The organism is Ectopseudomonas toyotomiensis, from assembly GCF_017167985.1.
Taxonomy (GTDB): domain Bacteria; phylum Pseudomonadota; class Gammaproteobacteria; order Pseudomonadales; family Pseudomonadaceae; genus Aquipseudomonas; species Aquipseudomonas toyotomiensis.
The window spans coordinates 555735-578217 of record NZ_CP070505.1 but is presented as its reverse complement, the minus strand read 5'-3'; the positions used below and the strand labels follow the sequence as shown (position 1 = coordinate 578217).

At 64.2% G+C, this 22483-nt stretch carries 20 protein-coding genes; 11 read left to right on the top strand and 9 right to left on the bottom strand.

Annotated features, from left to right (window positions below; translation table 11 throughout):
- Positions 1–126 precede the first annotated feature (126 nt).
- Positions 127–990, bottom strand: coding sequence for an MBL fold metallo-hydrolase (locus JWV26_RS02520; RefSeq protein ID WP_206418315.1), 864 nt, complete (start codon positions 988–990; stop codon positions 127–129).
- 102 nt (positions 991–1092) lie between these two features.
- Here JWV26_RS02520 and JWV26_RS02515 point away from each other — a divergent pair, with 102 nt between their 5' ends.
- The 3 genes from JWV26_RS02515 (at position 1093) to JWV26_RS02505 (ending at position 4512) form a co-directional block, all read left to right on the top strand.
- Complete coding sequence (locus tag JWV26_RS02515) at positions 1093–1992, top strand: LysR family transcriptional regulator (protein ID WP_206418314.1); 900 nt, start codon at positions 1093–1095, stop codon at positions 1990–1992.
- Positions 1993–2262: 270 nt separating this feature from the next.
- On the top strand, positions 2263–3624 hold the full coding sequence (locus tag JWV26_RS02510; protein WP_072425500.1) for a putative bifunctional diguanylate cyclase/phosphodiesterase: 1362 nt from the start codon (positions 2263–2265) through the stop codon (positions 3622–3624).
- A gap of 231 nt (positions 3625–3855) precedes the next feature.
- Positions 3856–4512 (top strand): TIGR04211 family SH3 domain-containing protein, encoded by a 657-nt coding sequence (locus JWV26_RS02505; protein ID WP_072425499.1) that lies wholly within the window; start codon positions 3856–3858, stop codon positions 4510–4512.
- A 56-nt stretch (positions 4513–4568) separates the two neighbouring features.
- Here the strand turns inward: JWV26_RS02505 and JWV26_RS02500 are convergent, their stop codons facing one another.
- The 6 genes from JWV26_RS02500 to ubiM form a co-directional block, all read right to left on the bottom strand.
- A complete protein-coding gene (locus tag JWV26_RS02500) occupies positions 4569–5474 on the bottom strand; it encodes a LysR family transcriptional regulator (RefSeq protein ID WP_206418313.1) in 906 nt (301 codons plus the stop codon).
- 12 nt (positions 5475–5486) lie between these two features.
- On the bottom strand, positions 5487–5741 hold the full coding sequence (locus JWV26_RS02495; protein ID WP_206418312.1) for a hypothetical protein: 255 nt from the start codon (positions 5739–5741) through the stop codon (positions 5487–5489).
- Positions 5742–5771: 30 nt separating this feature from the next.
- Positions 5772–6545: an SDR family oxidoreductase gene (locus tag JWV26_RS02490; RefSeq protein ID WP_206418311.1), complete on the bottom strand. Its 774-nt coding sequence runs from the start codon at positions 6543–6545 to the stop codon at positions 5772–5774.
- Between the two features lie 106 nt (positions 6546–6651).
- Positions 6652–6885 carry a cbb3-type cytochrome oxidase subunit 3 gene (locus JWV26_RS02485; protein ID WP_074681959.1) on the bottom strand — a complete coding sequence of 78 codons (234 nt, stop codon included), beginning with the start codon at positions 6883–6885 and terminating at the stop codon, positions 6652–6654.
- Complete coding sequence (gene ccoN / locus JWV26_RS02480) at positions 6875–8308, bottom strand: cytochrome-c oxidase, cbb3-type subunit I (RefSeq protein WP_206418310.1); 1434 nt, start codon at positions 8306–8308, stop codon at positions 6875–6877. The genes JWV26_RS02485 and ccoN overlap by 11 nt, the downstream gene beginning before the upstream one ends.
- Before the next feature lie 155 nt (positions 8309–8463).
- Positions 8464–9636 (bottom strand): 5-demethoxyubiquinol-8 5-hydroxylase UbiM, encoded by a 1173-nt coding sequence (gene ubiM, locus JWV26_RS02475; protein ID WP_206418309.1) that lies wholly within the window; start codon positions 9634–9636, stop codon positions 8464–8466.
- Positions 9637–9965: 329 nt separating this feature from the next.
- Here ubiM and JWV26_RS02470 point away from each other — a divergent pair, with 329 nt between their 5' ends.
- The 8 genes from JWV26_RS02470 to JWV26_RS02435 all read left to right on the top strand — a co-directional run bounded on the left by JWV26_RS02470 (position 9966) and on the right by JWV26_RS02435 (position 19119).
- Entirely contained in the window at positions 9966–10952 is a 987-nt protein-coding gene (locus JWV26_RS02470) for a glucokinase (RefSeq protein WP_206418308.1), read from the top strand.
- Positions 10953–10997: 45 nt separating this feature from the next.
- Positions 10998–11732: a response regulator gene (locus JWV26_RS02465; protein WP_074918221.1), complete on the top strand. Its 735-nt coding sequence runs from the start codon at positions 10998–11000 to the stop codon at positions 11730–11732.
- Positions 11722–13164, top strand: coding sequence for an ATP-binding protein (locus JWV26_RS02460; RefSeq protein ID WP_277426001.1), 1443 nt, complete (start codon positions 11722–11724; stop codon positions 13162–13164). The genes JWV26_RS02465 and JWV26_RS02460 overlap by 11 nt, the downstream gene beginning before the upstream one ends.
- A 199-nt stretch (positions 13165–13363) precedes the next feature.
- Positions 13364–14617, top strand: a complete 1254-nt coding sequence (locus JWV26_RS02455; protein WP_072425489.1) for an ABC transporter substrate-binding protein — start codon at positions 13364–13366, stop codon at positions 14615–14617.
- 157 nt (positions 14618–14774) lie between these two features.
- Positions 14775–15683, top strand: coding sequence for a carbohydrate ABC transporter permease (locus tag JWV26_RS02450; protein ID WP_196461202.1), 909 nt, complete (start codon positions 14775–14777; stop codon positions 15681–15683).
- Between the two features lie 19 nt (positions 15684–15702).
- Positions 15703–16554, top strand: a complete 852-nt coding sequence (locus JWV26_RS02445) for a carbohydrate ABC transporter permease (protein ID WP_093051393.1) — start codon at positions 15703–15705, stop codon at positions 16552–16554.
- A 24-nt stretch (positions 16555–16578) separates the two neighbouring features.
- Complete coding sequence (locus JWV26_RS02440; RefSeq protein WP_206418307.1) at positions 16579–17739, top strand: ABC transporter ATP-binding protein; 1161 nt, start codon at positions 16579–16581, stop codon at positions 17737–17739.
- Between the two features lie 141 nt (positions 17740–17880).
- Positions 17881–19119 (top strand): maltoporin, encoded by a 1239-nt coding sequence (locus JWV26_RS02435; protein ID WP_072425485.1) that lies wholly within the window; start codon positions 17881–17883, stop codon positions 19117–19119.
- Between the two features lie 101 nt (positions 19120–19220).
- Here the strand turns inward: JWV26_RS02435 and mapR are convergent, their stop codons facing one another.
- Positions 19221–20633, bottom strand: a complete 1413-nt coding sequence (gene mapR, locus JWV26_RS02430) for a GntR family transcriptional regulator MpaR (protein ID WP_017674826.1) — start codon at positions 20631–20633, stop codon at positions 19221–19223.
- A 283-nt stretch (positions 20634–20916) separates the two neighbouring features.
- A complete protein-coding gene (ccoG, locus tag JWV26_RS02425; RefSeq protein ID WP_206418306.1) occupies positions 20917–22329 on the bottom strand; it encodes a cytochrome c oxidase accessory protein CcoG in 1413 nt (470 codons plus the stop codon).
- Between the last annotated feature and the right edge of the window lie 154 nt (positions 22330–22483).

The window sequence follows — 22483 nt, the reverse complement described above, 5'->3', positions numbered from 1 at the left end:
CGGCAACGCCCGACAGGTCAGAGACGCTGTCAGGCGTATGCATCACGGGGGGCGAACATCAGGGCAGGGGCTGGCCCTGATGTTCGACAAGGGCGCTAACGCGGCCGCTTGAGGCAGCGCAACGCTTCAAGGCCACTGCATCTCGCCCTTGAGTACCTTGGCGCTCAGCTCCAGGCTGCTGTCATCCTGCAGCCTTGGAAAGCGTGCCTTCATCGCCGTGATCAGCACCTGGGCGTTCTTGGCTTTCGGCAGTTCCTGCTCCAGAGCCCGCAGGTAATCGCGGGTGAAGCGCAGGTCGGCCAGGTCCAACGCCGGCTCGCCCAGGTAGTGGCCTGGCACCAGGCTGGTCGGTTGCAGGGCTTCGAGTTCATCCAGCGACTTCAGCCAGCTTTGCCGAGCCTCGACGCTCTGCGCGTCAGCCACCCAGAGGTGGATGTTGGCGCTGTTCAGCACGCCGCCGACCACGGCCTTGATGCCGGGAATCCACAGGCTGGTGTGTTGCGGGTCATGGCCGACCACCTCGATACGCTGGCCTTCCAGCTGCAGCTGATTGCCCTGCAGGGCTTCGGGCACAACGGTACGGGCCGGCGCGCTGTCCTTGAGAATCGGCCCCCAGTACGCCAGCTTGGGCGCGCGGGTCTTCTCGATATAGGCGACGGTGGCCGGCGTGGCCAGCACCTTGGCTTCGGGGTAGGCGCGGGTCAGAACGTCGAGGCCGAAGTAGAAGTCCGGGTCGCCATGGCTGATGAAGATGGTGGTCAGGCGCTTGCCGCTGGCGCGGATACGTTCGACCAGTTCCTGCGCCTCATCGTTGGAGAACTGCGCATCCACCAGGATGGCGTCCTTCTCGCCGCTGATCAGGGTCGAGCTGACAGGAAATACAGCGGCTTCACGCGGGTTGTAGGTGTCCAGTGTCAGCGACTGGGCGAGGGCGCCGCTGGCAGCGGCGAGCAGGCCGAGGCCGGCGATAAAACGGGTGACGTGGGACATGAACGATCTCCAGGCAGATAGGGTGCGGCGCATCTTATGCGCTACCTGTCGAGCGAAAATCCCCGTAAGCTGGCCATATTTGTTGCATGAATCGAGCGAATCATGGATCGACTGATGGCGGCGCGGGTGTTCGCCGAGGTACTGGAGCGGGGCAGTCAGACGGCCGCTGCCGAGGCGCTGGACATGTCGCGGGCGATGGTTTCGCGCTACCTTGCCGAGCTGGAAGCCTGGTCCGGTGTGCGCTTGTTGCACCGCAGCACACGGCGCTTGAGCCTGACAGCGGCCGGCGAGCAGATGCTGCCGCAGTGCCGCGAGATGTTGGCCCTGGCCGAGCGTATGCAGGCAATCGGCCAGGGGGTGGACGATACGCCGCGCGGCACCCTGCGTATCACCTGCAGCCAGTCCTTCGCCCAGGCCTGGCTGGTGCATGCGCTGCAGGCCTTCACCGAGCGTTACCCGCAGGTCAACGTCGACCTGCTGGTGGGCAGCGAAGCGGTCAATCTGGTGGAGGCGCGCATCGACCTGGCGCTGCGCATTACCAATCAGCTCGATCCGAATCTGATCGCGCGGCGCCTGGCTGTGTGCCGCTCGGTGGTCTGTGCCAGCCCGGATTACCTGGCGCGACACGGCACACCGCAGCGCCCGGAGGATCTGGCCCGGCATAACTGCCTGGCTTACGCCTACTTCGGCCGCAGCCTGTGGGAGTTCGAGCATCGAGGGGAGGCGAGTGCGGTTTCGGTGTCCGGCAGCCTCAGCGCCAACGAGTCGATGGTGCTGCTGGAAGCGGCGCTGGCGGGTGCCGGTATCAGCCTGCAACCGCTGTATTCGGTCGAAGCTTTGCTACGCGAAGGACGCCTGGTGCAGCTTCTGGCGGATTACCGGCCGCCGGAGCTGGGCATCCATGCCCTGTACGGTACCCGTCGACAGATGCTGCCGGCGATGCGCCTGCTGCTGGACTTCATTGCCGAACGGCTGGCCAGCGAGGCGCACTGGCAGCATTAACAGGCTGTTGAAAAACTACCTGCGTTGCCATTGCTGCGTTAAAAACAGGCTCGTGCGCGAGTCCGATCAAAATGCTCATTTACAACTCGTAAACCCGAGTGCGGGCCCAGTGCTTTTTTCGCCTGTTTTTGTGGGGCCGCCATCGGTATTGCACTGGCTGCCTCGCCTACGTTTTTCAACGGCCTGTTAACCGCCTGTTAAAAGCTGCATCGGAAACTTGCATTCGGCCAGGCAGCTTCAAGAATGAAGTGATCGGATCAGGATTTCACCATGCCATCACTCTCGAGCTTCGGCAGGCGCGTTCGCAAACTCTGGCATGGTGCAGACCTGGCTCTGGTCGGGCAGCGCCGCGAGCGGCGCATGCGCATGCTGTCGAGTCTGGTGATGATCGTGATGGGCCTGCTCTGGGGGCTGTTCTTTTCCTCTCGCGGCTACTGGGCCATCGTCATCATGGATGTGGCCATCATCCTCAGCGGTGTGGCGGTCTTCGCCCTGACGCTGCGCAACCAGGCCCGCAGCGCCAACCTCATTCTGTTCGGTGCGCTGATCCTCATCGTCGTCGCCTCGACCCTGCTGCTCGACCCGCCGACCCTCATGGCGCCGCGTGCGACACATCTCTATCTGCTACCGGTGGCTGTCGGCGCGTTGATGGCCTTCCGCGATGAGCCCCTGTGGCTGCGTTACGGCATGTCCCTGTTCTGTCTGCTGCTGTTCGTCGCCCTGGCTGCGTCCAACTGGCGGCCCACCGATCTCTATGCGTTGCCGGACGACGTGCGCATCGTCGGTTCCTGGGTACAGGGCTTCGCTGCCATGGCGCTGTTCTTTCTGCTCCTGCATATCCTGCAGAGCGACACCGCCGAGCGCTCGGAGCTGGATCGCGACCTGCGCGCGGCCATTCGCGAGCAACAGTTCGTGCTGTATTACCAGCCGCAGCTCAATGGTGCCGGGCGGGTCATCGGCGCCGAGTTGCTGATTCGCTGGCAGCACCCGCAACGCGGTCTGTTGGCACCTGGCGAGTTCATCGACCACGCCGAGAATACCGGGCTGATCATCCCCATTGGCCAGTGGGTGCTGGAGCAAACGGCCGCGCAGCTGCGCCGGTGGAAGGATGACCCGCTCTTCGGCGACCTGGGCCTGGCGGTGAACATCAGCCAGAAGCAGTTCTCGCAAAACAGTTTCGTCGCCGAAATTCTCGGCCTGATCGAGCGCCACGGTATCGATGCCCGGCGCCTGGAACTGGAGTTGACCGAGACGCTGATCGTGCATGACATGGAGGACCTCACGCGCAAGATGACGGCGCTGGTCGAACATGGTGTGCGCTTCTCGCTGGATGACTTCGGTACCGGCTTTTCTTCCCTGAGCCACCTCAAGCGCCTGCCGCTGAGCAAACTGAAAATCGACCGTTCGTTCATCTGCGACGTGCTCACCGATGCCAACAGCGAAACCATCGTGCGCACGGTGATCGCTCTGGGGCAGAGCATGGGCATGACGGTGATCGCCGAGGGCGTGGAAACCGAGGCGCAACGTAGGTTTCTGGCGGACAACGGTTGCAGTCAGTTCCAGGGATATCTGCTTGGCCGGCCGATGCCGTTGGCGGATTTCTCTACCTTCGTTCAGCGCCACAACGGCTGACGCCACCTTCCGTCCATCTACCATCTCCTGCCTGGAGTGAACTCGAAGCGAGTGGCCAATGTCTGTCTGCTGTCGGCCCGTACCGGCAGGAATAGATGGCTATTGGCCGCTAGTGTGGCGTCTACGTCGCGGATTCTGCCTGGATCATGCTTGAGCGTGTTGTTCAGCGCGTGGCCGGCAACGTCCATCCCGTTTGCCGGGTTCGTCTGACTGCCACGTGAAGATCGCCCCATGTTTTTATCTCGTCATGCTCCACTCCAACCTCGCATTCTCAGTGCCTGCCTGCTGCTCGGTGGCCTGCTCGGCGGCGCACAACCGTCTCTGGCCGAAGAAACGTCTGGCAACCAGCGCTGGGTCAGCGACAGCCTGAATACCTACGTGCGCAGTGGCCCTACCGATGGCTACCGCATCGTCGGCACCCTGGTTTCCGGGGAGAAAGTGGAGCTGTTGCGCACCCAGGGCGACTATAGCCAGGTGCGTAGCGCCAGCGGCAGCAGCGTCTGGATTCCCAGCCGCGACCTGCAGTCGGTGCCAGGCCAGGCCGAGCGCCTGCCGCAACTGGAACAGAAAGTCGCCGACCTCAGCGCTGAGCTCAAAGGCATCGACGACGCCTGGAAGGTGCGTGTGCAAGGCATGCAGGAAACCCTCGATTCGCGCAAGAAACTGATCGACGAGCTGCAGGCCGCCCGCGGCGCGCTGGACGCCGAGCTGACCACCACCCGTTCGCAGCTGCGCGATGCCCAGGCACAACTGGGTGAGGAACAGCAGCAGGTGCTGATGCGCTACATGGCCTATGGCGGCAGCATCGCCGGCGCCGGGCTGTTGCTCGGGCTGATTCTGCCGACCATGCTGCGGGTCAAGCGCAAGCGTAACGATCAGTGGGTGTAGAACCTGTTTTCAACCACGGCAGGCCGAGGGGCAGCAGAACATAAACAGGTTCTGAGTCATTCCAGATGGGGCGCCATCAACTGCTCCAACCACTCGATTAGCACCGCCAGGCGCCGTGAGCGCTGGCGGCGGTGCGGGTAGAGCAGGGCGATCGGCATGGCGGCGGCACGCTGTTGTGGCATCACCTCCACCAGTTCGCCGGAGGCCAGCAGGTGCTGCACGTCGAAGCGTGGAATCTGGATCAGGCCCAGGCCGGCCAGGCAGCAGGCGATGTAGTTCTCCGCGTTGTTGACGATCACGCGGCTGGCCGGGCGCAGTTCGCACTGCTCGCCATTCTCGTCGACATATTCCCAGGGCATCTCGCGGCCGCTGGTGGGTGAGGCGTAGCCGACCATCCAGTGATTGCCTGCCAGGTCATCGGCCTGCTGCGGCTCGCCATGTTCACGCAGGTAGGCCGGGCTGGCGCAGTTGATCAGCGCCAGGTTGCCCAGCGGCCGGGCGGCCAGGCTGCTGTCGCTGAGCGTGCCGACGCGCAGCACGCAGTCGACGCCTTCCTTGACCAGGTCGATGGCGCGGTCGGTCGAGCTCAGCAGCAGTTGCAGCTGCGGATGGCGACGCAGCAGGGGCGGTAGCGCCGGTGCGATCAGACGCCGGGCGATGCGGCTGGGGACGTCGATCTTCAAACGTCCGCTGACCTGGCCTTGGGTGCCTTGCGCGCTCTGCTCGATGTCCTCGGCCAATGCCAGCAATTCACGAATGCGTTCGAGCAACTGACTGCCATCCGGCGTCAGGCGAACATTGCGCGTGGTGCGGTGCAGCAAACGTACGCCCAGCTGAGTTTCCAGTTGCTGCAGTGCAGCCGATGCCGATGCGCGTGGCAGTTCCAGGGCGTTTGCCGCCTTGATGAAGCTGCCCATCTCGGCGATGTGCAGGAAGACGCGGTACTGCTCGAGCTTATCCATCGATTGATCCGTTCAACCTGCCCGATGCAGCCACCACCAGGCGAGCCAGGCGGCAGCCGAGGGAACGCCGAACAATACAGCGTGGATCGGCAGCTCCTCGGCCAGGGTATAACCATGGGAAAGCCCGGTGCGCAGGTTGAGCGCGCAGACGCCCAACCACAGCAGGGTGAACAGCGTGACAGCCAGCGTGCGCTGCGCCGCCGGTGCGAAGCGCAGGGCCAAGGCGGCCAGCGCCAGGCCCACTACCAGCAGAATCAGGGTTCGCATCCGCTCACCTCCCAGGCGTTTTTCAGTTGCTTACTTAGTGGTATAGCCGCCATTGATCAGAATGGTCTGCCCGGTGATCCACCAACCGTCGCTGACCAGGTGACGGATGAAGGGCACCACATCCTCGATATCGGTCAGGCCGGTCTTGGAGAAGGGCGACAACGCCGCCGCGCTCTTGTGGTAGGCCACTGCATCGGCGCCTTCCTGGCCATAGAAGAACGGCGTGTCCATCGGGCCTGGGCCGACGGCGGTGACCGAGATGCCGCGCGCGCCGAATTCCTTGGAGGCTGCTCGGGTGTAGTGCTCCACCGGTGCCTTGGTGCCGGCGTAGGCGGCGTAGAAGGGGGTGTAGGCGCCCAGCAGCGAAGTCACCAGGGTGCAGATCTTGCCGTTGTCCCTGACGTGCTTGCCGGCTTCTTTGAGAAAGAAGAACGCCGACTTGGAGTTGACCGCGGTCATCTCGTCGTACTCGGCTTCGCTGATCTCGCTGAAGGGTTTCTTCAACACCTTGCCCACGGTGTTGATGGCGATATCGGGGCGGCCCACGGCGGCCACCGCATCGGCGAAGAGTTTCTCCACGGCGGCGGCGCGCGTCAGGTCGCCCTGCAGCGCCACAGCCTTGGCACCGAGTTGCTGCACCGCTTGTACGGTGGCGTCGGCCTCCGCCTTGCTTGCCGCGCTGTTGTAGTGAATGACCACCGCACTGGCGCCGTGCGTGGCCAGGTCGCGGGCCAGCAGCCCGCCGAGGTTCTTGCCGCCACCGGCGATGAGTACCGTCTTGCCTGCAATGGAATGATCGACCATGAGATGTCTCCCGACTCGGGTTGAGGAAACCCGAGTCTAGGTAGCCATCCGGCTCTGATCAGCGCCTGGTTTCTGGATGCATTGTTCAGAAATGGCGACCAATGCTTCAGAATTCCCGGCGTCCGAGATGCTCGCAGTGCCCGTCACAGGTACCGGGACAGGCGCAGCCGCGGGTGCTGCGCCCGGTGTCACGTTCGACCCGGCGCGCCACTTCGGGATCGTCGGCGAAGGGTAGCATCGTCGCCTCGTCGAGGTCGCGCTGGCTGCCGCGCCCCAGGCTGAGTTGCACGCCGAGGAAGAACACCATCACTGCGATCATCCACCAGGCTTCAGCCGGCATGGGCGGTGTCTCCGGCATCGTGCAGTTCGGTGGCCGGGCTGCGCAGGGTCAGCCAGGTGTTGAGGGCCATCAGCAGCATGCCGGCGAGGAAGCACAGGCCGCCGACCAGGCGCACCACGAAGCCGGGGTGGCTGGCTTCCAGCGCCTCGACGAAGGAGTAGGTGAGGGTGCCGTCCTCGTTGACCGCGCGCCACATCAAGCCCTGGGTGATGCCGTTGACCCACATCGAGGCGATATACAGCACGGTACCGATGGTGGCCAGCCAGAAGTGCGCGTTGATCATGCCGGTGCTGTACATGCCATCACGGCCGAAGACCTTTGGAATCAGGTGATAAAGCGAGCCGAAGGTGATCATCGCCACCCAGCCCAGTGCACCGGCATGTACGTGGCCGATGGTCCAGTCGGTGTAGTGGGACAGGGCGTTGACGGTCTTGATCGCCATCATCGGGCCTTCGAAGGTGCTCATGCCGTAGAAGGCCAGGGACACCACCAGAAAGCGCAGGACCGGGTCGGTGCGCAGCAGGTGCCAGGCGCCGGACAGCGTCATCATGCCGTTGACCATGCCGCCCCAGCTCGGCGCCAGGAGGATGATCGACATCACCATGCCGAGGCTCTGCGCCCAGTCGGGTAGCGCGGTGTAGTGCAGGTGGTGCGGGCCGGCCCAGATGTACAGGGTGATCAGCGCCCAGAAATGCACGATGGACAGGCGGTAGGAGTACACCGGCCGGTTCACCTGCTTGGGCACGAAGTAATACATCATCCCGAGGAAACCGGTGGTGAGGAAGAAGCCCACCGCGTTGTGCCCGTACCACCATTGCACCATGGCATCGGTGGCGCCCGAATACACCGAGTAGGACTTGAACCAGCTCACCGGCACCGACAGGTGATTGACGATGTGGAGCATGGCGATGACCAGGATGAAGGCGCCGAAGAACCAGTTGCCGACGTAGATATGGCGGGTCTTGCGGCGGGTCAGGGTGGTGAAGAAGACGATGCCGTAGGCAACCCAGACGATGGCCATCCACACCGCGCCGGTGAATTCGATCTCGGCGTATTCCTTGGTGGTGGTCAGGCCCATGGGCAGGGTGACCAGCATGATCAGGATAGTCGCCTGCCAGCCCCAGAAGGTGAAGGCGGCCAGCTTGTCGGAGAACAGCCGCGTCTGGCAGGTGCGCTGCACCGCGTAGTAACTGGCGGCGAACTGGGCACTACCGGCAAAGCCGAAGATCACCAGGCTGGTGTGTAGCGGGCGCAGGCGCCCGAAACTCAGCCAGGGCGTGTCGAAGTTCAGTTCCGGCCAGACCAGTTGGGCGGCGATGAGCACGCCGGTGCACATGCCCACCACGCCCCAGAAGAGGGTCATCAGGGTGAACTGGCGGACGACCTTGTAGTTGTAGGCCGGGTGGGGAGCAGCAGATTGCATCGCGTTAACCTTCCATACAGATGCGGGCGCAGCCGCGCGAGTGGCGAAACTGTAGGGAGGCGGGGCAAAACAAAACAGACTCAGAAACTGCTGTCTGATGCGTATCAGATGAGGTTGGCCGGTTGCGCGCCGAGTCCGGCGCGCTTGCGGGAGTTTCAGGCCTGGGCGGTCAGATGACGGGCGATGCCCTTCTTCAACGGCAACAGACCCTGCGCCACGCGCAGGCCGGCGCCGCGCAGCAGGCGCGCCGGTAAACGGTCGTTGGTATACAGCTCCACCAGCAGGTTGGTGGCCTGGTACAGCGGCCAGGTGGCCAGGCGTAGCTGGCGCTCGTAGCGCGCCAATGGCGCAGGCGCGCCGATGTCCTGGCGTTTGCCGTGAGCGGCCAGCAGTGCGTCGCTGAGCAGTTGCACGCCGATCAGGCCGAAGTTGAAACCATGCGCGGTGACCGGATGCATGCCCACGGCGGCATCGCCGAGCAGGGCGCAGCGGGTGCCGACCATGCGCCGCGCATAGGCGCCCACCAGCGGATAGGCGTGGCGGCTGCTGACCAGTTGCATGGCACCCAGGCGGCGCTCGAAGCGCTGCTGCATCTCGCGGGCGAAGCTGGTTTCGTCGAGTTTTTGCAGGCGTTCGATCTCGCGAGGCGGCAGGGTCAGCACCACCGACGACTGCCGGCCGTTCAGGGGCAGCAGGGCGAGGGTCTGGCCATAGCCGAACCATTCCCAGGCTATCTGTTGATGATCCTGTTCATGCTGCATGCGGCACACCAGCATGGTCTTGGCGAAGTCCTTGAGCTGCGCGCCGATGCCGAGCTGGCGGCGCGTTTCCGAGAAGCGGCTGTCGGCAGCGACCAGCATGCGTGGTTGCAGCACCTGGCCATCCTGCAGCACCAGCTTCATCTCGTTCTGGCTTTGCTCGATGGCGCGCACGCTGGTTCCGCACAGTAGCTGCACATCGGCGCATGCGCTTAGCGCCTGATAGGCGGCGCGGCGAAGGGCCTGGTTGGCCACCAGATGGCCGAGGCGCTCGGCGCCGGCCTGTTCGGCGCGGATCTTCAGGGCGAACAGCGAGGGGCCGTTGAACACCTGGGCATCGCGCAGTACGGCAACGTCTTCGCCGGGCAGGCGCGCCCACAGGCCGAGGCGTTCGAGCAGCGCCTGCGAGCCATGGGTGAGGGCGATCTCGCGGCCATCGAAGGCCGGTTCGGCCAGTGCCTGCTCGGCCTGGCGCTCCAGTACCACGATGGACAGGCCGTGCCCGGACAGGGCGCGGGCCAGGCAAAGGCCAGCCGGGCCGGCGCCGACGATGACGATATCGGGTGACATGCTGCAGCTCTCCGTGCGGATGACCAGTAGGGCGGGTGAAACCCGCCATGCGTCGATGCAAAGTGCGAGTCTAGGTCGCAGCAACGGCGCAGATATTGTCCGGGATCATGCCGAGGGCTGAATCTGTTGTGCGGGTCGAGGGTTTTGAGTTGGCATTAAATATTGTTGTTATTACAACTTTGAGCGGGTTGATAGGCGTAATTTTCGGGTTTACTGTGGTGCGCGTTGTCTGAACTACAAAAATAATTCGGGTTTGGAGTCGATGCCATGCATCCTCACTTTTCTGCGGTTGTCGATCAGCGAACGGCCTTCGCTCAGGAGACGTTCTCGTGAAATTGGCTCTGGTCGGCGATATCGGTGGTACCAACGCACGCTTTGCCCTGTGGCGTGACGAGCAACTGGAGGCGGTGCAGGTTCTGCCGACCGCCGATTTCGAAGGGCCGGAGCAGGCCATCGTCGCCTATCTGCACGCCCAGGGGCTGCAGCCGGGGTCCATCGGCTCGGTATGCCTGGCCTGCGCCGGGCCGGTCAGCGGCAACCTGTTCCGCTTTACCAACAATCACTGGCGTATCGACCGTACGGCGTTCTGCGAGGCATTGCAGATCGACCGCTTGCTGATGATCAACGACTTCTCCGCCATGGCCCTGGGCATGACCCGCATCGCCGAGCATGAGCGCGTGCAGGTATGCCCAGGCGAGCCGCAGACAGACCGTCCGGCCTTGGTGATCGGCGCCGGCACCGGTCTGGGCGTCGGTACGCTGCTGGAGCAGGCCGATGGCCGCTGGCTGGTGCTGCCGGGCGAGGGTGGTCACGTTGATCTACCCATCGGCAGCCCGCGTGAGGCCGAGCTTTGGCAAATTCTTTATCGGCAACTGGGCCACGTGCGCGCCGAAGACGTGCTCAGTGGCAATGGTCTGCTGGTGCTGTATCGGGCCATCTGTGAGCTGGACGGTCAGCCTTTGCAGCACGCGACGCCAGCGGCCATCACTACCGCAGGCCTGGCCGGCGAGCCCGTTGCCGCCGAGGTGCTGGAACAGTTCAGTTGCTGGCTCGGCCGCGCTGCTGGCAACAATGTCCTGACGTTGGGCGCGCGCGGTGGGGCGTATATCGTCGGCGGCGTGGTGCCGCGTTTCGCCGAGCGTTTTCTTGCCAGCGGTTTTGCCAAGAGTTTCCGCGACAAGGGTTGCATGAGCCATTACCTTGACGGCATCCCGGTGTGGCTGGTGACGGCCGAGTACCCCGGCCTGACCGGCGCCGGCGTGGCCTTGCAACAGGCGGCGGAACGTAGTCCGGATGCAATCCGGGAGAACCCTTGATAGAGCCCCGGATTTACACAGCCATAACAACAAAGGTGGCGGACCATGAGCCAGCCCGGCAAATCGATTCTGCTGGTCGATGACGACCAGGAAATTCGCGAACTGCTCGATACCTACCTGAGCCGCGTCGGCTTTCAGGTGCGCGCCGTGGCCGACGGCGCCGCCTTCCGCCAGAGCTTGTGTGCGGAGTCGGCCGATCTGGTCATCCTCGATGTGATGCTGCCCGACGAGGACGGCTTCAGCCTGTGCCGCTGGGTGCGTGAACACCAACGCTTCGCCCAGGTGCCGGTGATCATGCTCACCGCCAGCTCCGACGAAGCCGACCGGGTGATCGGTCTGGAGCTGGGCGCCGATGACTATCTTGGCAAGCCGTTCAGCCCGCGCGAGCTGCTGGCGCGAATCAAGGCCTTGCTGCGCCGCGCGCAATTCACTCAGGAGCGCAGCGGCGAGGTGCTGGCCTTCGATGACTGGCGTCTGGATATGGTCAGTCACCGGCTGTTTCATCGTGACGGCGAGGAGGTGATTCTGTCCGGCGCCGACTTCGCCCTGCTCAAGCTGTTTCTCGACCACCCGCAGCAGATTCTCGACCGCGACACCATCGGCAATGCCACCCGTGGTCGTGAGGTGATGCCGCTCGAGCGCATCGTCGACATGGCTGTCAGTCGTCTGCGTCAGCGCCTGCGTGACACCGACAAGCCGCCGCGGCTGATCCGCACCGTACGGGGTAGCGGCTACCAACTGGCGGCCACGGTCAGCCTGCAGGCAGGCGATGGGCGTTAACCCGCGGCGCTGGCTGCCGCGCTCGCTGCTCGGGCGCATGCTGCTGCTCACCCTGCTGGCGATCCTCGCGGCGCAGACCCTGTCCAGCGTGATCTGGCTGTCGCAACTGCGCGCCACCCAGCTCGAAGGGCTGGTCACCACGGCGCGCAGCCTGGCGCATTCGATGTCGGCTAGCGTGCGTTACTTCCGTTCGCTGCCGGTGAATTACCGGCCGCTGGTGCTCGATCAGTTACGCAGCATGGGCGGCACGCGTTTTGTCGTCAGCCTCAATGACCGTCCGTTGCAGATGAAGTTGCTGCCGACCACGCCGCGTAAGCAGGTTGTGACCGAATCGGTGACCGAAGTGCTGCGCCAGGCGCTGGGCAGCGCCGCGGACATTTCGGTGACCTTCGTCAGCCCGGACGATCTGCGCATCTTCAATGGCGGCCTGAAACTCGACGAACTGCCGCGTTCCTGGGCGCATTACGCGCTGACCCTGGAGCCGGTCAATCCTCCGGTGCTGGTGACGCAGATCCAACTGGCACCAGGCGAATGGCTGTATATCGCCTCGTTGCTGCCCGAGCCCTACACCAGCCTGGAGGAACCCATCCTGCCGACCCAGCAGCTGTGGTTCATCCTCCTGACCACGGCCTTCCTGCTGCTGTTCATCGGCTTGCTGGTGCATCTGCAGAGCCGCCCGCTCAAGCGCCTGGCACGCACCGCGCGGCACATGTCGCTGGGCGCCGAGGTGGAGCCGGTGGCCGAAGGTGGGGGCCGCGAGGTGGTCGAGGTGGCCCGCGCGTTCAACGCCATGCGCGAACGTATCAGTCGCTACCTGACCGAACGCAGCCAGCTGTTCAGTGCCATTTCCCATGACCTGCGCACGCCTATCACGCGCTTGCGCCTGCGTGTCGAACTGCTCGATGACGAAAGTCTGCAGAGCAAGTTCGGCCGCGACCTGGACGACCTGGAGCTGCTGGTCAAAGGCGCACTGCAATGCGTGAAGGACACCGACATCCACGAGAACATCGAGCCGGTGGACCTCAACCACCTGCTGCATGGGTTGACCGAACCCTACCTCGGCTCGGGCCGCGTCACCCTCGATGGTGCCGCGCGTGATCTGTATCCCGGCAAGCCGCTGGCGCTGCGCCGCTGCATTGGCAACCTGCTGGACAACGCCCTGAAGTACGGCGAGCGCGCGCACCTGCACATCGAGGACGACGCCGAGGCGTTCGTCCTGCATGTCGATGACGAGGGGCCGGGCGTGCCCGAGCAGAAGCTCGAGCAAGTGTTCGAGCCGCATTTCCGTCTGGCCAGCCAGCAGCAGGGCTACGGCATGGGACTCGGTATTGCGCGCAACCTTGCACATAGCCATGGTGGCGAGCTGAGCCTGCGTAACCTGCGCGATGGAGGGCTGCGCGTCACTCTCTGGCTGCCGCGCCAGAGCCGTTGAGTGCAGCCGTGGGCCGCGCCGCACAACTGCAGCGCGCGTGCCGCTGCGCTGCATGTCACCGGCTCGCGGCGCTTTGTAACGACCTGGTGACTATCCAATACCCTTTGTTACCCCCAGGGCTCTGGGGGCTGGGTAGACTCGTTCGCAATGCAAGCACCACGACTTGCTCGCGAATAACAACAACAAGGTGTCTTATCCCATGAAAGCGATCTCTCGCCTGTCCTGTGCCATCTCCCTCGCTGTTCTGCTGCCCCTGTCTGCCACTGCCGGTGAAGTCGAAGTGCTGCACTGGTGGACCTCCGGTGGCGAAAAGCGCGCCGCCGATACCCTGCAGAAACTGGTCGAAGCCCAGGGCCATAAATGGAAGGATTTCGCCGTGGCCGGTGGTGGTGGTGAAGCGGCCATGACCGTGCTGAAGACCCGCGCAGTGTCCGGTAACCCGCCCGCCGCGGCGCAGATCAAGGGGCCGGATATCCAGGAGTGGGGCGAGCTGGGCCTGCTTGCCGACCTCAACGACGTGGCTGCCGAGCAGAAGTGGGATGACCTGCTGCCACCGCAGGTGATCGAGGTGATGAAATACCAGGGCGACTACGTGGCGGTGCCGGTCAACGTGCATCGGGTCAACTGGTTGTGGATCAACCCGCAAGTGTTCGAAAAGGCTGGCGCCACGCCGCCGACCACCCTCGACGATTTTTTCGCTGCCGCCGACAAGCTCAAGGCGGCCGGCTTCATCGCCATCGCCCATGGCGGCCAGCCCTGGCAGGACGGTACGGTGTTCGAGGACCTGGCCTTCAGCATTCTTGGCCCCGAGGGCTTTCGCAAGGCCTTCGTCGAGCTAGACCGCGATACCCTGACCGGCGACAAGATGGTCGAGGTGTTCGCCGCCCTGCAAAAACTGCGTGGCTATATCGATGCCGACGCCGCTGGGCGTGACTGGAACAGCGCCACCGGCCTGGTGATCGACGGCAAGGCCGGCATGCAGATCATGGGCGACTGGGCCAAGAGCGAGTGGACCGCAGCCGGCAAGGTGGCTGGCAAGGACTACGAATGCCTGGCCTTCCCCGGCACCCAGGGCAGCTTCGCCTTCAATATCGACTCGCTGGCCATGTTCAAACTGAACAACGCCGACAACCGCAAGGCCCAGGAAGACCTGGCGCGCACGGTGATGGGCAACGAGTTCCAGGAGTTCTTCAACCAGAACAAGGGCTCGATCCCGGTGCGCATGGATCAGGATATGAGCAGCTTCGACGCCTGCGCGCAGAAGTCCATGGCCGACTTCAAGGAGGCCGCCGCTGATGGTGGTCTGCAGCCGAGCCTGGCTCACGGCATGGCCGCGTCCAGCTACGTGCAGGGCGCGGTGTTCGACGTGGTGACCAACTTCTTCAACGATCCCAAGGCCGACCCCAAGCGCGCCGCCCAGCAACTGGCGGCGGCGATCCAGGCGGTGCAGTGAGCGTTGGGGCCGCTTAGGCGGCCCTTGCCGTAGGCGGGTGTAGCCCGCCGCTTTCAAGCCTTCTATCCCAGGCGCATGCCCACAGGCACGCGCCACGGGATCGGCCGCGCCGCGTTTCCCTCTCAGGGGCGCGCAACCTGCAACGACGGAGTGATCCATGAGTTCAAACGCAGTCATCACCAAAGCCTCACCGCTGGATGCCCTGCAGCGCTGGCTGCCCAAGCTGGTGCTGGCGCCGAGCATGGTCATCGTGCTGGTGGGCTTCTACGGCTACATCGGCTGGACCTTCCTGCTGTCGTTCACCAACTCGCGCTTCATGCCCAGCTACAACTTCGTCGGGCTGCAGCAGTACGCGCGGCTGTGGGACAACGATCGCTGGTGGGTGGCGAGCCAGAACCTGCTGGTGTTCGGTGGCCTGTTCATCGCCATCAGCCTGATCATCGGCGTGTTCCTGGCGGTGCTGCTGGATCAGCGCATCCGCCGCGAAGGCTTTATCCGCACCATCTTTCTCTACCCCATGGCACTGTCGATGATCGTCACCGGCACTGCCTGGAAGTGGCTGCTCAACCCTGGTCTGGGTCTGGACAAACTGCTGCGTGACTGGGGCTGGGAGGGCTTTCGCTTCGACTGGCTGGTGGACCCGGATCGCGTCGTCTACTGCCTGGTGATGGCCGCCGTGTGGCAGTCCTCGGGGTTCGTCATGGCGCTGTTCCTCGCCGGCTTGCGCAGCGTCGATCAATCGATCATCCGTGCCGCTCAGGTCGATGGTGCCAGCCTGCCGAGCATCTACCTGCGCATCGTGCTGCCGAGCCTGGGCCCGGTGTTCTTCAGTGCGCTGATGATCCTCGCGCATATCGCCATCAAGAGCTTCGACCTGGTCGCTTCGATGACCGCCGGCGGCCCCGGCTACGCCTCCGACCTGCCGGCGATGTTCATGTACGCCCACACCTTCACCCGCGGCCAGATGGGCCTCGGCGCCGCCAGCGCGATGCTGATGCTCGGCGCGGTGCTGGCGATTCTGGTGCCCTACCTGTATTCCGAACTTCGAGGCAAACGCCATGACTGATTCTGTACTCGACGCGCGCATGGCACCGCGCCCGCTGGCGCGAGGGAAGGCATTCAGCTTCAGCCGCCTGGCCATCCACGCCACCCTTATCCTGGCCTGCGCGGTGTACCTGGTGCCGCTGTTGGTGATGTTGCTGACCAGCTTCAAGACCCCCGACGACATCCGCAGCGGTAACCTGCTGTCGATCCCGGACGTGTTCACCCTGATAGGTTGGGTCAAGGCCTGGGACGGCGTCGGCGGCTACTTCTGGAACTCGGTGAAGATCACCATCCCGGCGGTGCTGATCTCCACGTTGCTTGGCGCGCTGAACGGCTACGTGCTGGCCATGTGGCGCTTTCGCGGCTCGCAGCTGTTCTTCGGCCTGCTGCTGTTCGGCTGCTTCCTGCCGTTCCAGGTGATCCTGCTGCCGGCGTCCTTCACCCTCGGCCAGCTCGGCCTGGCCAATACCACCGAAGGCCTGGTGCTGGTGCATGTGGTCTACGGCCTGGCCTTCACCACGCTGTTCTTCCGCAACTTCTACGTGAGCATTCCCGAGGCGCTGGTGCGCGCCGCGCGCCTCGATGGCGCCGGCTTCTTCACCATCTTCGGGCGCATCCTGCTGCCGATGTCGGTGCCAATCATCATGGTCAGCCTGATCTGGCAGTTCACCCAGATCTGGAACGACTTCCTCTTCGGCGTGGTGTTCGCCAGCGGCGACACCCAGCCGATCACCGTGGCGCTGAACAACCTGGTCAACACCAGCACCGGGGCCAAGGAATACAACGTCGACATGGCCGCCGCGATGATCGCCGGGCTGCCCACGCTGCTGGTCTACATCCTCGCCGGTAAATACTTCCTGCGCGGTCTCACTGCCGGCTCGGTGAAAGGCTGATGCCTTCAAGATTGGAGAAATGAAATGGCTACCCTCGAACTGCGCAACGTCAACAAATCCTACGGCAGCGGCCTGGCGGACACCCTGAAGAACATCGAACTGGCCATCGACTCCGGCGAGTTCCTGATCCTGGTCGGCCCCTCCGGCTGCGGCAAATCCACTCTGATGAACTGCATCGCTGGTCTGGAGGACATCAGCGGCGGGGCGATCCTGGTCGATGGCGCCGACATCAGCGGCATGAGCCCCAAGGATCGCGACATCGCCATGGTGTTCCAGTCCTACGCGCTGTACCCGACCATGACGGTGAAGGACAACATCGCCTTCGGTTTGAAGATGCGCAAATTGCCGCCGGCCGAGATCGAGGCCGAGGTGGCGCGCGTGGCCAAGCTGCTGCAGATCGAGCATCTGCTGTCGCGCAAGCCCGGCCAGCTCTCCGGTGGCCAGCAGCAGCGTGTGGCCATGGGCCGAGCGTTGGCGCGGCGGCCGAAGATCTATCTGTTCGACGAACCGCTGTCGAACCTCGACGCCAAGCTGCGCGTGGAGATGCGCACCGAAATCAAGCTGATGCACCAGCGTCTGAAGACCACCACGGTGTACGTCACCCACGACCAGATCGAGGCCATGACCCTGGGCGACAAGGTGGCGGTGATGAAGGACGGCATCATCCAGCAGTTCGGCACCCCGCAGGAAATCTACAACGACCCGGCCAACCAGTTCGTCGCCAGCTTTATCGGTTCGCCGCCGATGAACTTCATCCCGCTGCGCACGCAGGTGCGCGATGGTCAGTGCTTCGGTCTGCTCGAATCCGCGGCCGGCGCTCCGGGGCAGGCGCGCTGCGAGTTGCTGTTGGGCGCGGCGGCGGAGCTGGAAGGGCGCGAGCTGATTCTCGGCGTGCGTCCTGAGCAGATCCAGCTGGCTGGCGCCGCTGCAGCGCAGCCGAGCCTGCGCGCCGAGGTCGAGGTGGTCGAGCCGACTGGCCCCGACACCCTGGTGTTCGTCAGCCTCAACCAGACCAAGGTGTGCTGCCGCCTGGCGCCGGACGCCGCGCCGCAGGCCGGCGCCAGTCTCGATCTGCAGTTCGATCCGGCACGCGTGCTGTTGTTCGATGCCACCAGCGGCGAGTGCCTGCGCCCGGGAAAGCGTCAGGCCACTGACAACAAGGTGGCCCAGTTCAAGCTCGGTTAGCCATGTAGCCAGGATGCAATCCGGGGGCTGCCCAATAACCCCCCCGGATTGCATCCGAGCCACAGCTCCTCGAGACAACGAAGAACCGTCGCTGCGGCGGTAATCCGCAGCATCGCTCAATAAAAACAATCAGGAGCAACGATGAAGACCACACAGCAAACCCTCACCTGTTCTGTCGGCGTTCCCTGCCTGCTGGCATTGGCTTTCGCCACGCCGCAGGCGCAGGCCCTCGAGTTCACCGGCTACGTGCGCAGCGGTATCGGTGGCGCCGACACCGGCGGCACGCAGCAGTGCTTCCAGTTACCGGGCGCGCAGTCCAAGTACCGCCTGGGTAACGAGTGCGAGCAGTACATCGAACTGGACCTGCGCCAGGACCTGTTTCGCCTGGATGATGGCTCGGTGATCAGCGTCGAGGGCATGGCCCAGCTCTACAACCAGTACGGTCATACGCCGAAATTCACTGGCGATTACGGCTTCGCGCGGATGAACCAGATGTACGCCGAGTGGAGCAACATGCCGGCGCTCAATGGCGGTTCGCTGTGGGCCGGGCGCCGCTTCTACAAGCGTAACGACATCCACATCACCGACTTCTACTACTGGAACCAGAGCGCCACCGGTTTTGGTATCGACGAGATGAAGATCGGCGACCTCAAGTACAGCTACGTGTTCTCGCGCAAGGACAACTACGACCAGGAGCCCTACATCAACCGCCACGATTTCAATGTCGGCGGCTTCCAGGTCAACCCCGGCGGCGAGCTGGAAGTGGGCGTCAGCTACATCGACAAGCCGGACAGCACCGACGCGAACAGCGGCTGGGCGGTGAGCGCACAACACAAACAGCAGGACTTCCTCGGCGGGGTCAATACCGTCGCCCTGCAATACGGGCGCGGGCCGGGTACCGGTCTGGGTTATACCGGCGACCCGACGCTCGACAGCAGTAACCGCAGCTGGCGTCTGGTGGAATTCTTCGACTTCCAGATGACCCCGCGCCTCGGCGGCCAGGTGCAGCTGGTCTACCAGAAGGACAAGCGCCCGGATGGCGCGGACCAGAACTGGCTGTCCATCGGCGGGCGTACCAGCTATGCCTTCACCGAGCAGTTCAAGCTGGTCGGCGAGATTGGTCGCGACCAGGTCGAGGCGCCCGGCGGTACACGCAAACTGACCAAGTTCACCATTGCGCCGACCTGGTCACCATCGGGCCCCGGTTTCTGGGAGCGTCCGGAAATTCGCCTGTACTACACCTACGCCAGCTGGAACCGAGCCGCGCAGCAGGCCGCCAACCTGCTGGCCGACGGCTCGGCATTGTCCGAGAACGGCGCCTTCGGCAGCGCACGCAACGGCTCCAACTTCGGCGTGCAGGTAGAGTACTGGTGGAAGTAGAGCGCTCGTAGGATGTGCCCGCTTTAAATCAGTCGGTGCGCATGGCGCACCCTACGTAGGTGGCGCAGGTCATCCGTAGGGTGCGCTGCGCGCACCCGGCGTCAGAGCAACCCCGCCACCAAGCGCCCGAGCACTTCCATGGCCTGCTCGCTGCGCGGGTTCCACGGATGGCCGTAGTTCAGCCGCGCGCAGTGACGAAAGCCCTGGCTGGCGGAGAAGATCGGCCCCGGCGCCAGGCTGATGCCCTGGGCCAAGGCCAGGCGCAGCAGTTGCAGCGAATCCAGGCGTTCGGGAAATTCGAACCAGAGGAAGTAGCCACCCGAAGGTCGCGTGACCCGCGTGCTGGCGGGGAAGTGCCGGGCGGCAGAGGCGAGCATGGCGCTTTGCTGCATTTCCAGGGCGTGGCGCAGCTTGCGCAGGTGGCGGTCGTAGCCGCCGTGCTGCAGGTAATCGGCCAGCGCTGCCTGGGCTGGCACCGACGGCGAGATGGTGGTCATCAGCTTGAGCCGGGCGATCTGCTCGGCATAGCGCCCGCCGGCCACCCAGCCGATGCGATAACCCGGCGCCAGGCTCTTGGAGAAGGAGCTGCAATGCATCACCAGCCCCTCGCGGTCGAAGCTCTTCACCGGCTTGGGCGGGTGGCTGCCGAAGTACAGCTCGGCGTATACGTCGTCCTCGATCAGCGGCACCTGATGTTCGACCAGCAACTCATACAGCGCCTGCTTCTTCTCCTCGCTCATGCTCGCGCCGAGCGGGTTCTGCAGGCTACTCATGAACCAGCAGGCCTTGATCGGCAGTTGCTTCAGACTCTCCGACAGGGCGCCCAGGTCGATGCCCTCGCGTGGGTGCACGGGGATTTCCACGGCCTTGAGCTGCAGCCGCTCCAGCACCTGCAGGCAGGCGTAGAAGGTGGGGGATTCGATAGCCACCAGGTCGCCGGGCTGGGTCACGCACTGCAGGCAGAGGTTGAGCGCCTCCATGGCGCCGTTGCTGATCACCAGTTCCTCCATCGGCAGCATCACGCCGCTGACCATGTAGCGCAGGGCGATCTGCCGGCGCAGGTCGGCGTTGCCGGCGGTCATGTCGGCGATGATCTCGTGCGGCGAAAGCCTGCGCAGCGCGTGCGCCATGCTCTTGGCCAGACGCGGCAGGGGGAACAGGTCGGGGCTGGGGAAGGCCGAGCCGAAGGGCACGGTGTGCGGGTCCTTCAGCGAGGCGAGCACGGAGAACACCAGCTCGCTGACGTCGACCTCGGTGGTTTGCGCGGCGTGGGCGGTCAGCTCAGGCTCGTGCAGCGGGCGTTTGGCGTGTTCGCGAACGAAGTAGCCGGAACGGGCGCGTGCCTGGATCAGACCGCGATCTTCCAGCAGGTAGTAGGCCTGGAACACCGTGGACGGGCTGACGCCGTAGGTGCGGCTCGCATGGCGTACCGAGGGCACCTTCTCGCCGGGGCCGAGCACGCCGGTGCGGATCAGTTCGGCGATCTCGTCGGCAAATTTTTCGTAGCGTTTCATCCTGTCCTGGTTCACCGACACAAAGGGTATGGGCGAACACTTTACGGGGTGAGCGGCAGACATGGCAGTGCCTCGTGGAGGGGGACGTATCTCGAATCGCCCCGGATTGCATTCGGGCCGCGACGCTTGCTCCCCTCTCCCATTTATGGGAGAGGGGCCGGGGGAGAGGGTTAAATACACCTCCGTGTAAACGTTACCTCCTCTCCCTGGCCCTCTCCCCGGAGGGGAGAGGGGATTGATCGCATTCAACTTTCGTTAAGTGAACAGCACGGTTTACCGCGCCTCACCGTAGAGGTGCGAGGAAGGTGCTCTGGGTACTGACGCGGCTCTGCGAATCGGCCTGGTCGCGTACCTCGAAGCGGATGGTTTGCGGCCCGGCAGCATTGTGCGTGGCCGTCAGCGCGACGCTGATCGGCAGATCACGAATCTCGCCCGGCGCCAGGTTCAATGTGCGCGGGCCGTGCAGCTCGAAGTCACCGGGCTCGACCAGGCCGATGGCGTAGCTGCGCACTTGCTGGGTCTTGTTGATGATCTTCAGGCTGTAGATGTTCTCGATCTGGCCCAGGGCATTCTCGCGGAACAGGCCACGGTCGCGGGTCACGTCCAGGGAGATCAGTGGGCGCTCGGCCAGGGCCCAGGCGAAGGCGCCGATCATCACCGCCAGCATCGCCGCGTAGCCGATCAGGCGCGGGCGCAGCCAGTGGGTCTTGCCGCCGGCCAGCTCGTTTTCCGAGCTGTAGCGCACCAGGCCACGGTCATAGCCGAGCTTGTCCATGACGCTGTCGCAGGCGTCGATGCAGGCGCCGCAGCCGATGCATTCCAGTTGCAGGCCATCGCGGATGTCGATCCCAGTGGGGCAGACCTGTACGCACATCGTGCAGTCGATGCAGTCGCCCAGGCCCTCGGCCTTGTAGTCGGCGTCCTTGCGGCGCGGGCCGCGGGTTTCGCCACGGGCGGCGTCGTAGGAGATGACCAGCGTATCGCTGTCGAACATCACGCTCTGAAAGCGCGAGTAGGGGCACATGTCGCGGCACACCTTCTCGCGCAGCCAGCCGGCGTTGATATAGGTGGCGGCGGTGAAGAACAGCACCCAGAAGGCCGTGGTGGCACCGACTTCGAAGGTCGCCAGGTCCACCGTCAGCTGACGCACCGGGGTGAAGTAGCCGACGAAGGCCATCGCCGTGACCAGGCTCACCGCTAGCCACAGGCCGTGTTTGGCGCTGCGCCGGGCCAGCTTCTGCAGCGACCAGGGCGCGGCGTCGAGCTTGATGCGCTGGCCGCGGTCGCCTTCGGTGATCTGCTCGACACGCATGAACACCCAGGTCCACACGCTCTGCGGGCAGGCGTAGCCGCACCAGACGCGACCGGCCAGCACGGTGATGAAGAACAGGCCGAAGGCGGCGATGATCAGGATGGCCGAGAGCAGGATGAAATCCTGTGGCCAGAAGGTCGCGCCGAAGATATGGAACTGGCGGTTATCCAGATCCCAGAGCACCGCCTGGCGGCCGTTCCAATCGATCCAGGCGGTGCCGAAGAACAGCAGGAACAGCAGGCCGGCACCGAGCAGGCGCAGGTTACGAAAGCGCCCGGTGAAGCTGCGTGTGTGGATCGGGCCGCCGGCCTGGGCCGGGGTCAGGCGAATGGGCTTGGCCGGGTCGATGGTCTCGACGGCGCGCACGGGGATCAGATCGGTCATGTCGTTGCCCTCATCAGGCGTTTATTCAGGCTGGCGCCATGATCCGAGTGGGGCTGTTTACAAAACAGACTCAGGTTTTCGATAAAAAAGCGGATCAGATGATTGCGTCGAACGCAGGGAAAAGTGCCACGCAGGCCGCCAGGCCGCGCCATTT